Below are 16,794 nucleotides of genomic sequence, written 5' to 3'. Positions count from 1 at the left end.
ATCCCGAAATGAATTGTAGTGGCTAATTAGGAATTGGTACCAACCTTAAAACATCCCAATCCTCAAAAGACTTTCCGAACCTTTCAATGATTTGACTTAAAAAGTGGAATAGACTTTTTGAGTTCGATTTCGTGTGGAATACGAAAATGTCTGGAATCCGCTACCGGTCAATGATTCGATTGGTTCCCGGGACGAATTACCTAATAAGCTGGGAGAGGAGTTTTGGTTAGGAAGAGGGGATTACCTAATAGGTGATTTCTAAATCCCCATCAAATTGGATAATATTTAATTGAGATCAGTAGCATTTGATTATGTCAACCAAAACGGAGTAATAAGGATGGATAAATTCCATCCTTATTACTCTGACTCATTGGAACTACATTTTTACGATTTGTTCACGATGAACACATGTGCCAGCCTGCACAATCTCTAATGTGTAATTTCCTTTTGAAAGAAAATCAAATCTGATTTTTGTATTTATTTCATCAAGTGATTGATTCAAAACAATTCGTCCGATTTGATCATATATAATCACACGAGATTCAGGTAACATAGTTCCACCACTGTATTTCAAATTTAATTCATTGGAGAAAGGATTCGGGAATATCAAGAAAAGGCTTGGGTTGAGAGTTTCAATACCCGCACAGGCATCTACAAAAATCACTAATGAATCACTTCCTGTACATCCCATCTGATTTGTATACGTATAAGTTAATTCATGTAATCCCTGACCGGCAAAAGAAGGAATAAATTGTGAGCCATTCACCCCTGTTCCGGAATATGTTCCTCCAGCAGGAATAGCATTATTTCCAAGTGTAATTCCAGAACTATAGATACACAAAGTATCATCCGATAACGTACCAAAATCAATCGTCAAGTCATTCACCACAACAGTTGTCATGTCGAAATTCGGAGACGTAAAGGAAATAGTAAACGTTCCATTGGTCGCAGGTGATGGAATAGAAAAATGTCCGTTTAGAGCAGAAGCAGTTTGTCCTGAAACAACTGTTGTTCCTCCAAAAAGAATATCGTATGTAAATGAATTTAAATTATAGTAATCTCTGAATTGGCCATTAATAACTCCATTTACAGAACAAATCTCCATCGAATCTTTCACTTCCAGGTAACTGCAATCGTCAGAAACACAGTTTGAATACTGCAAGAATAGCATAACAGAATCTGTGGGAAAAGTCTGACCATCCACAAACAGGTTCTGAGTATTATTAACACCCCAAGTATATATTGCCAAATCCCCGCAAGAAGTTGCGGCCATTCTCATATACAATCTGTTTTCCATGTTATCAAACAATACATCATATGCTAACTCCTTCATTTCAACCGGTTCGCCCGCAGTGTTCAGTTTGGTTATAAACAAGTGCTTCTGAGGATAATCCAACAAGTTTAAATCATGAAGCGGGATGCTGGTATATTCCATGTCGTAGTCCTGAGATTCACCCATCATCAAGTGTTCCTCGTTGTTTCCCATACTGAAGTTATCCTTTGATCTTACTGCAATGAAAGTTTCATTGCTGGCAGGAGAATAAGCCAAGTCCTGGATTTTACCGTGTGTTCCCACTGACAACCAATTCATATTATAATCTCTATCCATGTTTAGTACAAATGTACCCGATGACATTGGAATTACAGAATCCAAAACTTTGATTGTCAATGGTGGATAACCCCAACCCCATACTGGGCCTTGAAGATATTCCCAATCACTGACAACCGTAATGTTATCGTTTTTATCTATCACCATTTTGGGTACGCCTGAAGACCCGACATCACTACTCACAGCAAACTCGTTAGCTCCAGTCTGGGCAATATTTTCTATATCATAAACACCGTGATCCGGATGATACTTCATGATAAATATTCCAGAATTTGAGTTTGTCATAGTCAACTGAGGATAGTCATTCAATGGCACATTCTGGTAATGTCCTATAGCAACCACTTCTCCGGTAGAAAGCACATCAATCTGAGGTGACCAAAAAGACTGTTCAGAACTTCCGTTTGAACCGTAAGGAAAAAAGAATCCAGGAGCTATAAATGGCGTGTTGGACCAGGCACCAAATTCAAAAGGAGTGGTGTTTACCAAACTTCCATCCAAGGAATTCAAGGTGAAGAAATTCAATTCATAACTTGCATAGGTTGTTGCATGAACCAAATCTCCATCAACAACTACGTCGGTTATTCTCACTCCCTGGTACAAATCCAAATCTACGGATGGGGCAGCTTCTCCCAAATTAACACTCCAGATTAAAGAGCCATCTGTTTTATCCGCCTTTACAATAAAACAGCCTACGTGAGCCTGCGCTCCATTATCATACTGATAATTAATATACTCATCCTGAAAATCATGATCTCCCTGAATCCACATTGCTAAAACCGGGTTTCCTTCTGAATCAAAATCAATATCTTCAATGACAATTCCGTTGTACCAAGTCAATATAACGGTAGAATTAGAAACCTTTTTCTCCCATAGGAAATTTCCTGAGGGATCGTTCTTTCTCAAAATATAATACGGGTAGTGGTACATTCCTTGAAACACCCACACTTCATAAATATTTCCAAACTGGTCAATGCGTGTATGATGAAGATGATGATCAACTTTTTCCCGTACTTTTTTTGATTCACATACCGACTCAAATAAAGGTGCAGGATCTGCATAATGTACATAATTAATCATGGAATCTGCACAACCAGCCAACGGTTCGGTGCGCAGTTCTATTCCAAAAAAGCCCGTAGTATCAGCAATAATCTGAGGAATTGTGTCTGTTTCATTCGCAATAAATGCCGGATTCAACTCCAACGACGACCACAAACGGTTTGGTCTGATGTAGGCATTGGATATTCCAACGGTATCCCCACTCAAATAAGAGTGTGAATGCAATTCAAAAAAAGCTGTTCGCCTTTGAATGCGAATAGTGTCAATTATTTTTTCAGGAGTACAACCAGCCTGATCTGTAATTTTCAGATTGACATACATATACATATTACCATAAGTATCCGGATTTGTACTTTCATCGATATAGCTATCTGCCCCCATCTGAGTAACTGATAAAATACCCGCCGAATTTCCGGGAGTGATGCTTGAATTCACCGTAGGACTTAGATAAGAGTACGTAGGATAAAACTCATAGTTGTAAAGGGAATTTGTTCCTGTTAAATCAAGCACAGGATTTATTCCTGTACAGATAACCGAATCATGCGGCAAAATACTAAAATCAAATAAATTAGGACCAACCGTAATTGGAATATTCACCGTATCTGCACTTGGATCACAGTAAGCTACCTTGTAGGTAATGATCTGAAGCGTACCACTTGTTGTCAATGGGGTTGTATTCACATTAATGTTAGAGACATTCATAACCACCGGGCCATAAACCAATTGACCGTTGTAAAGCATTTTAATCAAGGTATTGTTAAATGGCGTAGAGGGATTTGGATCAATCAGCACACTCAAAGGCAAACCATAACATGCAGTTACGTCCAACGAATAAGTATAACCATGTGGAGCAGCAGGAGCAGTCATGACAACCGGTTTTGTGGTAGTATTAGAAACTCCGTTGTAATAGGTCACTAATTTCACATTATAAGTCATATAAATACCTGCAGAAGTCGGATAATTCAATGTGTTAGCGGTAGAAACCGCTATATTATTCACATACCATTTCAGTGAATCTGCATAGTCAGCGCTTGCTGTAGCAATGATTGGATCACCGGCACAAGGTCCGGGCCCCTGAATGGTAAAGTAGGAGGGAACATACAAATTTGGATTTTGCGTCAAATCAATCCTGTAAATCCGACCGCTTCCGCTAGCAGTAGAAGTAATTGCTACCCCGTAATTTGTACCTAATGAAATTTCTTCGGCCAAATAAGATCCTCCGGGAGCCGGAAAACCAAAGTGGTAAACGTTGTTGGTAGTCGGATCAACCCTATAAAATAAAGATTGATTGTGTGTCAGCAGGTTGCCGTTAAAAAAAGCTCCGGTCAGACATGGCGTTCCATTCATCACCAAATCAGATTCAATAATAGCGTTTGTGTCAATCGTATTAGTAGCATTCAAAAGTAACATTTGAGTAGTTGTGGATGTTTTTCTAGCAATTAACAAACCGTTTGCAGTAACAGATTCTGCAACAATATTTGCATCCGGACTAAAATTAAGCCCGAGATTTTGCCACGAAACACCATTATTTAAAGAATATTGAAAATAGGATTGATATCCGCCAATTAACCAAGATGATGAAGCAGTATTGTAGCGAACAAACGGAGAAGATTCTCCACCTGAAGACAAGCTTGTAAAAGTCCAGTTCAAACCCGCGTCCGTTGAACGGTAAATTCCATTGACGCCAGTTGCTATTAGTGTATTTCCGTTTGCAGCAAGGTCTCTCAGAGGCTCTGAATTTGGAGTTGACAAAACCTGTGTCCAAGAAGTTCCACCGTCAGTGGTCCGTACAATTGTATATGTTCCTGTAAAAGCACTGAATCCAACAAGACACATCGTAGATGCAGAAGAAATCGCGATATTCTGCGCTTCAAAAAAGTATAACGGAGAACCTGAAGCACTATTTAACTGCGTCCAAGTCTGTCCCTGATCTATTGATTTAAACTGATTGGTTCCACCGACCATTGCAAAACCATATTGATCATTTACAACCGCATAGTTCAGTTTTGAAACAGGTGAATTCACCAAGCTAAACACCTGTGAATAAGCGCACTGACTTAGAGTTATTAATAAGCCTAAGATAAAATAGAAATAGAGGTTTCGTTTCATATAGATTGATTCTTGGTTGCAAATTTAAGAAAATTGTATTGGTTTAATTTATTGATTTGAAATCAATAATGAACATGCATGAATAGAATCAAAGATTCGATTGGATACTGGGAGGAATTACCTAATAAGCTGTAATGGGATTTTGGAGTGGAATAGGGGATTAATCACTGCCAAAGCCCAGGGAAAGAAACTCGGTCGGCCAAAAGGAAGCCAGAACCGAAAGGGGAGGGCGCTCGATCCTTTCCGGGAACAAATCCGGGAATATCAACAACTCGGCTTACCGGTTGCCAGTATTATGAAGATTGTGAATAATCAGTTGGAGGAGAAGTTGAGTTATAATTCATTTAAGCAATTCATATCAGTTCTGCAAATAACTTCCGTCCGAATTGATCGTAAATGATAAACTTCCTGACCAACATGTACAGTGAATTTGCTTCGTGATTTCAATTGGTGCTGGTTTAGCTTTGAATTTTGCATAAACAAGAACCATTTTTGTTATATTGGATTTTTGTATTGTTTCAAAATCATTCAATCGTTTAACTGTTTTTTTTCTTGGGTGAGCATGTTGATTGGCAGAACCACTATTGATATGTTTTGGATTACCTGCACTTATAATTGCCACCTTTGGCTTCAATCTTTCAAGAAGTTCTTTATTTGTTCCGTTTTCAGCACCATGATGACCAACATGATAGAAGTCGACCTCGAATATATCAGGGTTTTTATCGTACTTTGCGAGCAAATATTTGATTCCCTCTAACTCAAGATCTCCGGTAAAAAGCATTGAAGCTTCTCCGTAAGTCAACTTGCAAACAATGGAGTGGTTATTTGCTGTTTCTTTAAATGCAGATTCGGTGAATTTGACATTATTAACTTCTTGTTTGACAGTGTCAATTTGACCAGAGTAAAGCACAAGTTTAGGTATTACTTCACCATCTACTAACTTACTTATGTCAACTGAAAATCCATTTGGCATAAGCTTATCCATTAATTTATAATCTATGAGTTCAAGGGTAACTCCCTCATCACTTGCAGCTTTACTGACGTCTTTTCTTTTCCAAAGTTCATAATTAGTTGTAATAATTCGCTTGATCTTGTAATTTGTAGATAACCATCCAATTAAGCTGACATGATCAGCATGGTTGTGTGTAAGAATCAAAAAATCAATTGTTTTACTTAGGTCGCTTCTGCGGCTAAATAGCTTGCCCATGTAATTCTCCAGAGAGTCCTGGCTTTCGCGAACTGCGTTATTCTCTCCACCGATGTCAATCATCACGATTCCTTTGCTAAACTCTAGAATTGTAGCATCAGCTTGACCTACATTAACAAAATGGCTGATGAATTCGTCTGCTTTCGCAGTTGTCGTTATTAAAACGACCAATAATAAGAATGTGGTTTTCATGTAAATAGTAATTAGTTCTTTAAAAATAACTTTTTTTATTTCACAAAGCTATTGTATTGATAATTATGTGGTTAATTAAATTTACCGCTTCGAAATACCAAGGAAATAAAGTTGGCCGGCCAAGAGGAAACCAAAACCGAAAGGGGAGGGGGACTCAATCCTTTCCGGAAACAGATCCTGGAATACCAGCAATTGGGATTAAAGGTTACCAGTATTATGAAGATTGTGAATAATCAGTTGGAGGAGAAGTTGAGTTATAATAGTTTTAAAGCTTTTATTTCAAGGATTAACTAAATATGCATTTCTGCCAAAATGGCATTTCAATCTCTATAAACTGCTAATAATCAACGCAGGCACGATACTTGTCATATTTTATTTGCATTATCAACTAAGAATCTATGGCAAGCTTTATTGGAGAAAGACAAGTTAAAGAAACTACTAAAGTTATTACCCTGAACTATATTGATCAGGATAAAAAAATTAATCAGCTCTCGGCAGAAATTTTTAAAACGATTGATCAAATAATTCATTATCCACGCGGATTTAATGGTGGTTCAAAATACAAAAAAATTGAGCGTTTTACCTACAAAGGGTTCAAAAACCAGCTCCCTGTAGGTATTGTCAAATCCTCAGCAATAGGATATGGTTTTACCAGACAACTCAAGAAATTCGGAGAATTTGTTGACAATCATTTAGACGTCAAGGAAATAATAATAGAAAAAGGAGGAAAAATTGAAATTGATACCAAAAACAAAATCCTTTATCTTAATGAGCACGCACTGAAATATTTAAAGGACAGTTCTGAACAATTATCTGACAGATATCGTGTATCAAATAACCTTTTATTGCAGGAACAATTAAATAAGCTATTTCCAAAAGCATATAAAAAACCAACTAAAAAATATAAGTCTAATAGTATTTTCGATGCTCTATCCAAATGGAGTGGAAACATTAATGATTTCTCTATTGAAGACCAAACATCCCTTCAGGATTTATTTGAAAAACTCACATTAACTCCATCTTTCTTTTCAGCCTCTTCACTTGCGAAAACGAAGGAAATTATTGATAGTAGCTATATTAAGCAGACTCTCGATGAATTCCGAACACTAATTGCAATCAAAACTGATGGAGATCGCTTAGAGGCAAAATGGCAGGAATTTCTCCACAAACACAGTTGGATATTTTCTGCAATATTTACTCAACCAGTTATCTTATTTAAAAGGGAAGCATATGTTGGAGGAAAAAACATGGATAACAAAGATGGTAAATTCAATGATTTTCTTCTGCAAAACACATTAAGTGAAAACGTAACCTTTCTCGAAATTAAGACCCATAAAACAGATTTAATGGAAGAAAAACCTTATCGAGGGTCAGATGTTTTCGCCATTACGAAAGACCTCTCCGGTGCAATAGGTCAAGTACTGAACCAACGGGATAATTTCCAAAAGGAATATTATACTTTAAAAGGTAAGTCTGATGACCCAGTAAAAACATTAAACTCAAAATGCATCGTTCTAGTTGGTGATATCAATTCCTTAAATAAAAAACAGAAGGATGCTTTCGAATTATTCCGTTCAAACAGTAAAGATGCTGAAATTTTAACTTTTAGCGAATTACTTCAAAAAATTGAGGCTTTTCAAACATTACTATCGATTTAACTAAACTATATGAAACTAAATTATGAATGGAAAAGAATAGCTGAACGTGGTCAATCATCTATCGGATATGTTGACGTGTTTCAGTTAATCGGAAATCACAGAGCAATTGTAATTATCCATTATCTTCCTCAGTACGAAGATACACAACAACGAATTATGTTTACCTTAATTTTAGAAGGAAACAAATCGAATTGGACTGATGGAATGATCAATCGTATTTTCGAAGATGCGGAAAAAAGAATCTTTAACGTTGAGTTTGATAAATTCAATAATCTCAATACTTTGGAATATATGGACACTCAAATATTCACAATTAAGTGTATTGATGACTTTGAATATCTCAACCATGGTGATTTGAAAATCAATTCCACATTTTAAAATAACCGGGTTCCCATTTTAAATTAACCACCACACAAGCGTAGTTTACGGAGACATAATGTGACATTATAGGATAATCCAATTTGTCCTATAATTAATATTATGTTAAATAGATTATCCAAACTTTATTCCAATCCACAAACGAGTCTTCCTTTCATCCTTCTATAATTAGTATGCTCTCTGCTCCGGTATCGTTTCCATTTCTGCACGATCTAATCCAAAATCTTCCTCTCTGAGAATCGCGTAGAATTTTCTTTCTGCACAATCCCTTTGAAATAATCAAATCTAGAATCGGCTCAAATTTCTCATATCGACAATTCCTCAAACTATTCGAATCTTCGAACACTAAAAAATCTTCTTCCCGAGAATCGTCTAAAATTTTTCATCCGGACAATCGCCCAATTTTAATTGATTCTACAAATCCTTCAGAATTCGTCTTTCTTAGAACCTCTCAGAATATTCCATAAAAATCTCCTTCATGAGAATTGCGTAGAATTTTCTTTCTGCAGAATCGTCTGAAATAATCTATTCTAATTACGACTGCGGAATTATTGGATTTTCCAATGCTGAACGATTTCTGAATCCATGCCAAGAATCCTATTCTAATAATGAATATCGAATTATCGGACTTTCCAACGTTGACTAGTTCTTCATCTCAACCAAAACTCCATTTCGAAACAACTATGCTAAATCCCTCATTCGGAATTAGGAATTATCCGAATTATGTTAAATAGAATAAATCTGCTCAAACTCCTTGTTTCATTGATAAATCAATCAAAAAAATCCGGCTTTCCACCGAACTATTGTTGTTAAAACAGAGTCTTCCTTTCGAACCCAATACTAAATACATTTACTATGAAGAGAATTTTACTTGCACTTTTGGCAGGTTCATCCGTTTTTTCGATGAATACACATGCCCAACACATTGATTCTACGTTCAATACGAACGGATACCTCCCCTACCTCGGACCCAATTCCAATAGCGAAGGAAACTTAGGACGTGCTAACGCTTCAGCTATTCAGGCGGACGGAAAAATTGTTACCGTACTCGAAAGAGACCCGAACACACCGGATTTGTCGATGCACATTTACCGGTACCTGTCGAACGGAATGCCGGACCCGACTTTCGGAACGAACGGTGCTGTTTCCACTTTCTGCGGACAAGACAGCCGCGGATACGATGTTGCCATTCAATCAGATGGGAAAATTGTTTTGGTTGGTGAATCGGAATACTGTATCAACGGGATTTGCGGCGCAAGTCAGTTCATCATGATGCGTTTGAAAACAAACGGAAGTCTGGACTCGACCTTTGGAGTAAACGGACACTTGTTATCCAATCATGTATTCGGAACTACCGGAACCTATTCCATTCCGAAAAGCCTGCACATCCTTCCCAACGGGAAATTCATGGTCGGCGGAATCGGACCTAATGGGAAACCGGCGATTGTGCGTTTAAACACGGATGGTTTCCCGGATAATTCCTACGGAACAAATGGATACTATTCATTTACTTCTATTACCGGATCTCAGTATAAAGACATGGCGATAGGTCCAAATGGGGAAGCTTACGGACTGTTGAGAACCAGTTCCTGGAATTCGACGACCTTCTCTTACGATTCTGCCAATTATACGGATAATGCCATCTTTAAGCTCAATCCGAACGGAACTCCTGACCTCACATTCGGAACAAATGGAATATTTCGTTTTGGAACGGATAATACCGATGAAGCAGCGTCCATTATGCTGACAAGTACCGGGAAATTACTAGTTGCAGGTTATAACATGCCAGTAAACAATTATTACGTTTATTCATACGGTCGCGCGAACAGGGGATTTGTGGCTTTCGTAAACACAACCGGTTCTTTAGACATGAACATTCCAAACGGATTCTCAAACTTCGATTTCACCCAAGATAGCGCCACGTTCTTCAATAAGATCATTGAAAAAAGTCCGAATGAATACCTGATCTGTGGATTTACAACTGAGTATGTCAGTGGGAATTTCCAAAACAAAGGATTGATTGTCAGCATGAATGCGCAAGGTCAATTGAACACGGCATTCAACGGAAATGGTTACATGATCTTCGATCACGGAATGGTTGGTTCTTCAGGCTGGAACGGGAAACTGGCAAATTTTGAGGATGTGGATATCACCAATGACAACAAGATCCTGTTGACAGGATACCGCAATCCGGTTGGTGGAGCCACGAAAGGAAGTATCTATCTCCTGCAATTGGCATTCGGTCCGACCAGTGGTCTGGGACTTGGAGAACTTGCCGAAGAAACTGAATTTTCCGTATACCCGAATCCGGTGAGCAACGGCCGATTTAAGCTCTCAATTGAAGAAACTGCAAGCATCCGGTTGGTTGGATTGGATGGAAGAATCCTGTATCAAAGCGAAGTTTCGGAAGGAATCTCTGAAATCACGCTTGATTCCGACTACAAAGGAGTTGCAATCTTGAAAGTACAGACGAAAGCAGGAAAAGAGGGAACACGTAAGATGCTTTTTGAATAAGAACAGAAGTTCACCTATTTTTTTTAACCGCAGGAGAAGCGGAGATCGCAGAGTTTATACAAATCCCCTTTGCGTTCTCTGCTTCCTTTGTCTGCCGACAGGCAGGTTTGCGGTTTTTTTTGATGTAAATTCTCCTGAAAAATCTCCCACGCAGGAGCACAGATGAACACAGAGTTCTTATTTGAACCATGTTTTACCATTATCCCCTTTGCGTTCTTTGCTCTTTGCGGTTATTTTTAGCACAAAAATTTCCTGATTGACAGAGAACTTGAATATTTACCACAGATGCACAGATTATTGCGAGGCTACCGCACTCGCTTTAAACATCTGTTGAAATATCATGTTGCTTAAAGAGGCGACTGGTAAGCGCCTCAATAAAATCTGTGCATCTGCGGTAAATAAATCCTTCTTATTTTTCGTTACAAGTTGTTAAATCGAAACCCCTAAATTTCCTTTCCTCGAATACAACTGTATATTTGCACCAAAGTTTACAACACATGTATTCCAAGGAAGAAGCGAAGCAACTGAAAATCAATTTCTGGAACCAATTCAAGGTTCAGATGCAGAAAACGCGTTCTTCCAACGGCCGACGAATGAATTGGCTTTCCTACCCTTCCGAGGTCAAAGACATTTACATCCGTGTGGATGCTGATGGGAAAGGTGCCCGTCTGACTTTCGATATTCAGGGAAAAGATGCCGGTGTACGCCAAATTTTGTGGGAACAAGTGACTGAGTTAAAAATTGTATTGGAATCCGAAATGGGAACCGAGGGTGTTTGGATTGAAAACGCCAATACTTCCGTTGTTTCCGACTTTAACCGGATCATTTGGGAACGCTCCGATTTAAACTTTTATAAACCCGAAGATCACCCCGAGATAATAAACTATTTAGCTGACCGTTTAATTCATTTTGATGCCTTTTACCAAGAATTTAAGGATATCTTGATAAATCTAGCAATGTAGCTAAAGTCTTTGTATTTTTGCCTTATGTTAAAACAAATTGCCCTTTTTTCGAGCGTCTTTCTTTCAGCGCTTTCAGCAACTGCTCAAACAACCATTTTGGATGAGGATTTCCAACAAGGAATCCCGGCCAACTGGACGATTATAAATAATGATAATTACACGGAAAACGCAGCTGTAAGTGAATTTTCACCAGGCTGGATTTCCATCGTTGATCCGGATAACACCAATGATACGATCGCAGCCGCAACGTCTTATTTCACAGTAGCTCAAAAAGCAAGTCGTTGGTTGATTTCTCCTCCAATTACAATCGGAACTTTCGGAAACTATTTAAAATGGAATGCAAAATCTTTTGATCCAAGTTATCCGGATACTTACCAAGTATTGATCTCTGTTACAGATACTCAAATCTCAAGCTTCATCGATACCTTGTCTCGTGTGGAATTCGAATGGGAAGATTGGACACAGCATGAAGTAAATCTAACGGAATTGGGTTATAGCAGCAACGAAACGATTCACGTTGCATTTGTGCTGGAAACACAAGGTGGATTCAAATTATTCTTAGACAGCATCAACGTACGTAAAGACGATCCGTTGGCATTGAATGAACAATTCCTGCACACGGATGTGACGATTTACCCGAATCCGACAAGCGATGTGATCCGTTTTTCAACTGAAAATCTGAAAGAGGTTTCCATTTACAATACTGCCGGAACGTTGATTTATTCGCAAGAAAAAGCAAATCCAATTTCAATGAGCACATTTGAGCAGGGAATTTACCTGGTGCGAATGACTACAAACAGCGGACAAATCATTACAAAACGCGTCCAGAAGCTCTAAAAAAACGACTCCAAGGCTAACAAACTGTATAAACTTTGAAAAGACTCACTGTTTTTAGCATCAAATCTTTCGCCGGTCCATTCGTTGCAACCTTCTGCATCTCGATGGTAATGCTCATCATGCAATTCACCTGGGTCTACATCGATGACCTGATGGGAAAAGGATTGAGTGTCGGAGTGATCATCGAATTGATGTTTTATGTTTCTGCAGGTTTGATTCCACTTGCTTTGCCTTTGGCTATCCTCCTGAGTTCCATCATGACCCTGGGAAACCTGGCTGAGAACAATGAGCTTACAGCATTGAAATCCTCCGGTTTATCCCTATTCCGGATTCTAAGACCCTTAACCCAAACGGTTATCCTCATTGCAATCTCCACTTTCTTCTTCGCGAATTATGTGATTCCTGTTGCCAATCTGAAATGGCACACCATCATTTTTGATATCCAGGAAACAAAAGTGGGAATGTTACTTACTCCCGGCTCCTACTCCAAAGAAATTGATGGATACGCGATCAAGGTTAAATCCGCAAAGGACAATACATTCTACAGTATCACCATTCACGATTACACCAATCCGAATATCCTGAAAACGGTCAAGGCGGATTCCGGAACGGTTTATAAGGGCGATAACGGGAAATACCTCCTGTTCCATCTTTCAAACGGAATCGTACACGAGGAATTGCAGGCTCAGGCTCCAGTCTTCACCAATCAGGGTCAGCCTTTTCATACCGGTGATTTCAGACCAAGCAGAACCACCCAATTTAAGGCCGCGACCTACAAAATGGAATTGATCGGGTTCGACCTGAATAAGTCGGATGAAGAACTCTTCAAGAATGATTACGAAATGCTGAATGTATTTCAGATCAATGAAGCAAAGGATTCCTTGCAACGGAAACAAAACAAGGTATTATCGGATTTCGGGAAAACAAATGTCAGAAACCGACCGTTCAGTCAGTCGGTCAGTTTTGAGAAATTGCCCAGAACCGTAGTTGGTAAACCAGCTGTAAATGCAGCTAATGAAATTCAGCAATTACAAGCTATTCCTTCAAAGACAATCAAACTTTCCAGCTTGACCAAAGCAGAACGCATTGCCGCAGTGAATGCTGCCATTATCAGTGCCCGAAGTATGGCTGGAGTAAATGAAGAGCAAGCACAGTTCCTGAATGCATTCCGGATCAATTACGAACAGTTCCAGATTGAATTTCACCGCAAATTCGCCCTATCAGGTGCCATTATCGTTCTCTTTTTTGTCGGAGCCCCGCTTGGAGCAATCGTTCGGAAAGGTGGTTTTGGAGCACCGGTGGTGATCGCTGCCCTACTCTTCATGGTCTATTTCGTATTGTTCAGTGTCGGTGAAAACCTCGCAAGTTCGGGCGTTCTTTCTCCTTTCTGGGGAATGTGGCTGCCAACCGCCGTCCTGATCCCGATTGCCTGCATCCTGATGATTGCAGCTGCAAATGATTTAGGCGTCTTTGACAAGAAATTGTGGCGCTATATACTCACTTTTGGTACCAAACGATGAAAATCCTGTACATCGCACCGAAATCTCCTGCTCCAATCATCGATGGTGGATGTTTTGCCATGATGGAATGCCTGAAAGGATTGAGCCAGATTGCTGAAGTGGACGGAATCATCCTGGAAACGTACAAACATCCGTATACCAAAGAGTCCGAACGAATCCTAAAACAATACCTGAAGAGTCAGATGGTCGTTCCAATCAATACGGAAATCAAACCGACAGGCGCTTTAGTCAATTTTATCCAACGCAAAAATTACAATCTTTCGCGGTTCAGATCCGAAAAGCTCTATCACGAGATTGCCAAACAGCTTACAAAAGAATACGATTATATTGTGTGCGACAGCTTGTTCGCCGCTGCTCAATTGAGTCATTTCGATTTCAAGGACCTGGCTCCTGTCATCATCCGATCACATAATGTGGAATCAGAGATCTGGAAACTCCAGGCAAACATGGAAACTTCCGTCTTGAAGCGTTTTTACCTTCGGAATCTGGAAAAAACCTTACGTCGGGAAGAAATAGAAATCCTGAATAAGGCTGCTGTCATTTGGGCGATCTCGGATGAAGACCAGCAATGGATCATACAGCACACCAATCAAAAAAATGCCCGTTTGCTCCCGGTTTCAGTGACCGTTGATTCGACCATTGAAGTGGATTACAAAAACAACGGCTTCTTTCATCTGGGCTCCATGGATTGGAAACCCAACCAGGAAGCTGTCAACTTTTTAGTCAGGAATCTCTGGAGTAATCCGACCATATCAAATTTTCCTTTAAAAATTGCAGGTTCCAAAAGCGAACATTTCAGTTTCTATACTACCGATGCCATTCAAGTAGTTGGATGGGTCAAGGACAGCAACGATTTCATGTCCAAATCCGGGACACTGGTCACCCCTATCCGGTCCGGAAGTGGAATCCGCATCAAACTCCTGGAAGCCATGGCTCTCGGAGTACCTTGTATCACAACCAAATTGGGAGCTGCAGGAATCGATACCGAAAAATCGGGAATTCAACTAGCCGATTCGGAAGAGTCCTTTGTCGAACTAATCCTGAAATTTCGTGAAAACGAGCTTTTCAGGCAAGAAGTTGGAAAAAAATCACGCGATTATATCTCAAAAGTTCATAGTTTTGACACCTGTATTGCACTAATGAAAGACACCTTTGGAGGCTAAAGAAGAAATCCTGTTTATCGTTTCCCGTTTTCCGTATCCTTTGGAAAAGGGAGATAAATTGCGGGCTTTCTATCAGCTCAAGGAACTTTCAAAAGAATACAATGTAACACTCATCTGTACCACGGATATCCCCGTATCACAAGCCCATCAGCAAATAGTGAATCAGTTTTGTAAACAGATTCACTTATTTCAACTCACCAAATTGGGATTGATCTTCCAGCTTTTACGCACGATTCTGGGAGCAAAACCGCTTCAGGTTCACTACTTCTACCGCAAATCGATCCACCGGAAGATCAAAGCGATTATTTCACAGTCGAAACCAGCACATATCTATTGCCAATTGATCCGAGTCTCGGAATACATTAAAAACGAGCACCTTGTTCCAAAAACACTGGATTACATGGATGCACTTTCCAAGGGAATGGAACGACGGATCCAAACAGAAGCCTGGTACAAGAAGTGGTTCTACCGCTTGGAAAGTAAACGACTGAAGCAGTATGAGCGACGAATCTTTGATTATTTCGAGCACAAAACCATCATTTCGGAGCAGGACCGCAAACTCATTTATCATCCGGACAATCAGGATATCGTAGTAGTTCCGAATGGGATTGATGAATCATTCTTCGAAACATTGCCTGTGGAGAAAGATTACGATTTGCTTTTCACCGGAAACTTCTCCTATGCGCCAAACATTGAAGCAGCCATTTTTCTGGCCGAAGAAATCCTGCCGCGTCTTCATCAAAGAGGAATTTCATGCAAACTACTTCTTTCAGGTGCAAGCCCTGTAAAACGCGTTTTGGAATTGCAATCACCGCATATTACCGTGACCGGCTGGGTGGATGATATCCGAACCAGTTATCAGCGTTCACGCATTTTTGTCGCCCCGCTTTTCATCGGAACAGGACTTCAAAACAAGCTTTTGGAGGCTATGGCGAGCGGACTTCCTTGCATTACTACTCCTTTGTCCAACAATGCCTTGGGTGGTACGGACGGGGAAAACATCTTATTGGCAGAAGATATCGATACCTTTGTCGAAAAAATAGCAGAAGGTTTAGTTATAGAAGGTAAATTTAGTTCAATCGCAAAAAATGGAAAATACTACATTGAACGACTCTATTCATGGGAAAAACAAACTCTAAAACTATTACAACTCTTGCGAGCACACTCTTAATGGCCCTGCTTATTCTCCAAGCATGCTCAAATCAAAGCAACTTACCTGATTGGATTCACGGAAACTGGATTACTTCTCTGGACGATGAGACTATTCATGAAAATTGGAAGCTTCAGGGCAAATGTATTTCCGGAGAGAATTACATGCATTACGAGAACAAATTTCAAAAAGAAAAGCTCCGAATATTCGAGGAGAACAACACACTCCTCTATCAGATAATCATCGAAAAAGACACCCTTGTTTTCAAATGTAAAAACTACCTGGATTCAGACACGTTGACATTTGTAAACAACCAAAATCCCTTCCCGAAACGGATTAATTACGCCAAACCGAAAGCCGACAAAATGTCTGTTTGGATTGAAAACACCAAAAACGATCCGAACGCTATCTTCTTTACCTTTAAAAAAGTTAAATAGTT

At 39.4% G+C, this 16,794-nt stretch carries 11 protein-coding genes; 9 read left to right on the top strand and 2 right to left on the bottom strand.

Translation table 11 applies throughout. The features are described from left to right. Positions 1 to 376: 376 nt before the first annotated feature. Positions 377 to 4,774: a T9SS type A sorting domain-containing protein gene (locus AAG807_RS04825; RefSeq protein ID WP_341901282.1), complete on the bottom strand. Its 4,398-nt coding sequence runs from the start codon at positions 4,772 to 4,774 to the stop codon at positions 377 to 379. Between the two features lie 358 nt (positions 4,775 to 5,132). Next, complete coding sequence (locus AAG807_RS04820; RefSeq protein WP_341901280.1) at positions 5,133 to 6,173, bottom strand: MBL fold metallo-hydrolase; 1,041 nt, start codon at positions 6,171 to 6,173, stop codon at positions 5,133 to 5,135. 398 nt (positions 6,174 to 6,571) lie between these two features. Here AAG807_RS04820 and AAG807_RS04815 point away from each other — a divergent pair, with 398 nt between their 5' ends. The 9 genes from AAG807_RS04815 to AAG807_RS04775 all read left to right on the top strand — a co-directional run bounded on the left by AAG807_RS04815 (position 6,572) and on the right by AAG807_RS04775 (position 16,792). Then, positions 6,572 to 7,831, top strand: coding sequence for a Shedu immune nuclease family protein (locus AAG807_RS04815; RefSeq protein WP_341901276.1), 1,260 nt, complete (start codon positions 6,572 to 6,574; stop codon positions 7,829 to 7,831). A 9-nt stretch (positions 7,832 to 7,840) separates the two neighbouring features. Then, positions 7,841 to 8,209 carry a hypothetical protein gene (locus AAG807_RS04810; protein WP_341901275.1) on the top strand — a complete coding sequence of 123 codons (369 nt, stop codon included), beginning with the start codon at positions 7,841 to 7,843 and terminating at the stop codon, positions 8,207 to 8,209. A gap of 855 nt (positions 8,210 to 9,064) precedes the next feature. After that, a complete protein-coding gene (locus AAG807_RS04805; RefSeq protein ID WP_341901273.1) occupies positions 9,065 to 10,723 on the top strand; it encodes a T9SS type A sorting domain-containing protein in 1,659 nt (552 codons plus the stop codon). Positions 10,724 to 11,220: 497 nt separating this feature from the next. Further along, on the top strand, positions 11,221 to 11,685 hold the full coding sequence (locus tag AAG807_RS04800) for a DUF4268 domain-containing protein (protein ID WP_341901270.1): 465 nt from the start codon (positions 11,221 to 11,223) through the stop codon (positions 11,683 to 11,685). Between the two features lie 24 nt (positions 11,686 to 11,709). Continuing rightward, positions 11,710 to 12,522, top strand: coding sequence for a choice-of-anchor J domain-containing protein (locus AAG807_RS04795; RefSeq protein WP_341901269.1), 813 nt, complete (start codon positions 11,710 to 11,712; stop codon positions 12,520 to 12,522). Between the two features lie 35 nt (positions 12,523 to 12,557). Beyond that, the gene (locus AAG807_RS04790) at positions 12,558 to 14,042 is read left to right on the top strand and encodes an LptF/LptG family permease (RefSeq protein ID WP_341901267.1); all 1,485 of its coding nucleotides are present in this window, start codon (positions 12,558 to 12,560) and stop codon (positions 14,040 to 14,042) included. After that, a complete protein-coding gene (locus AAG807_RS04785; protein WP_341901266.1) occupies positions 14,039 to 15,205 on the top strand; it encodes a glycosyltransferase in 1,167 nt (388 codons plus the stop codon). Before AAG807_RS04790 ends, AAG807_RS04785 begins: the two co-directional genes overlap by 4 nt. Then, on the top strand, positions 15,195 to 16,376 hold the full coding sequence (locus tag AAG807_RS04780; protein ID WP_341901265.1) for a glycosyltransferase: 1,182 nt from the start codon (positions 15,195 to 15,197) through the stop codon (positions 16,374 to 16,376). Before AAG807_RS04785 ends, AAG807_RS04780 begins: the two co-directional genes overlap by 11 nt. Then, positions 16,325 to 16,792: a DUF6265 family protein gene (locus tag AAG807_RS04775; RefSeq protein WP_341901264.1), complete on the top strand. Its 468-nt coding sequence runs from the start codon at positions 16,325 to 16,327 to the stop codon at positions 16,790 to 16,792. Before AAG807_RS04780 ends, AAG807_RS04775 begins: the two co-directional genes overlap by 52 nt. Positions 16,793 to 16,794 lie beyond the last annotated feature (2 nt).

The sequence above is a fragment of the Fluviicola taffensis DSM 16823 genome (assembly GCF_943372375.1).
GTDB lineage: Bacteria > Bacteroidota > Bacteroidia > Flavobacteriales_D > Crocinitomicaceae > Fluviicola > Fluviicola taffensis_A.
The sequence above is the reverse complement of the archived record's forward strand: the minus strand, read 5'-3'. Positions and strand labels throughout refer to the sequence as shown.

Bases quoted from the DNA above. Each gene is read 5' to 3' on its own strand.
- AAG807_RS04825 (WP_341901282.1), bottom strand. From the start codon at position 4,774: ATGAAACGAAACCTCTATTTCTATTTTATCTTAGGCTTATTAATAACT.
- AAG807_RS04820 (WP_341901280.1), bottom strand. From the start codon at position 6,173: ATGAAAACCACATTCTTATTATTGGTCGTTTTAATAACGACAACTGCG.
- AAG807_RS04815 (WP_341901276.1), top strand. From the start codon at position 6,572: ATGGCAAGCTTTATTGGAGAAAGACAAGTTAAAGAAACTACTAAAGTT.
- AAG807_RS04810 (WP_341901275.1), top strand. From the start codon at position 7,841: ATGAAACTAAATTATGAATGGAAAAGAATAGCTGAACGTGGTCAATCA.
- AAG807_RS04805 (WP_341901273.1), top strand. From the start codon at position 9,065: ATGAAGAGAATTTTACTTGCACTTTTGGCAGGTTCATCCGTTTTTTCG.
- AAG807_RS04800 (WP_341901270.1), top strand. From the start codon at position 11,221: ATGTATTCCAAGGAAGAAGCGAAGCAACTGAAAATCAATTTCTGGAAC.
- AAG807_RS04795 (WP_341901269.1), top strand. From the start codon at position 11,710: ATGTTAAAACAAATTGCCCTTTTTTCGAGCGTCTTTCTTTCAGCGCTT.
- AAG807_RS04785 (WP_341901266.1), top strand. From the start codon at position 14,039: ATGAAAATCCTGTACATCGCACCGAAATCTCCTGCTCCAATCATCGAT.
- AAG807_RS04775 (WP_341901264.1), top strand. From the start codon at position 16,325: ATGGGAAAAACAAACTCTAAAACTATTACAACTCTTGCGAGCACACTC.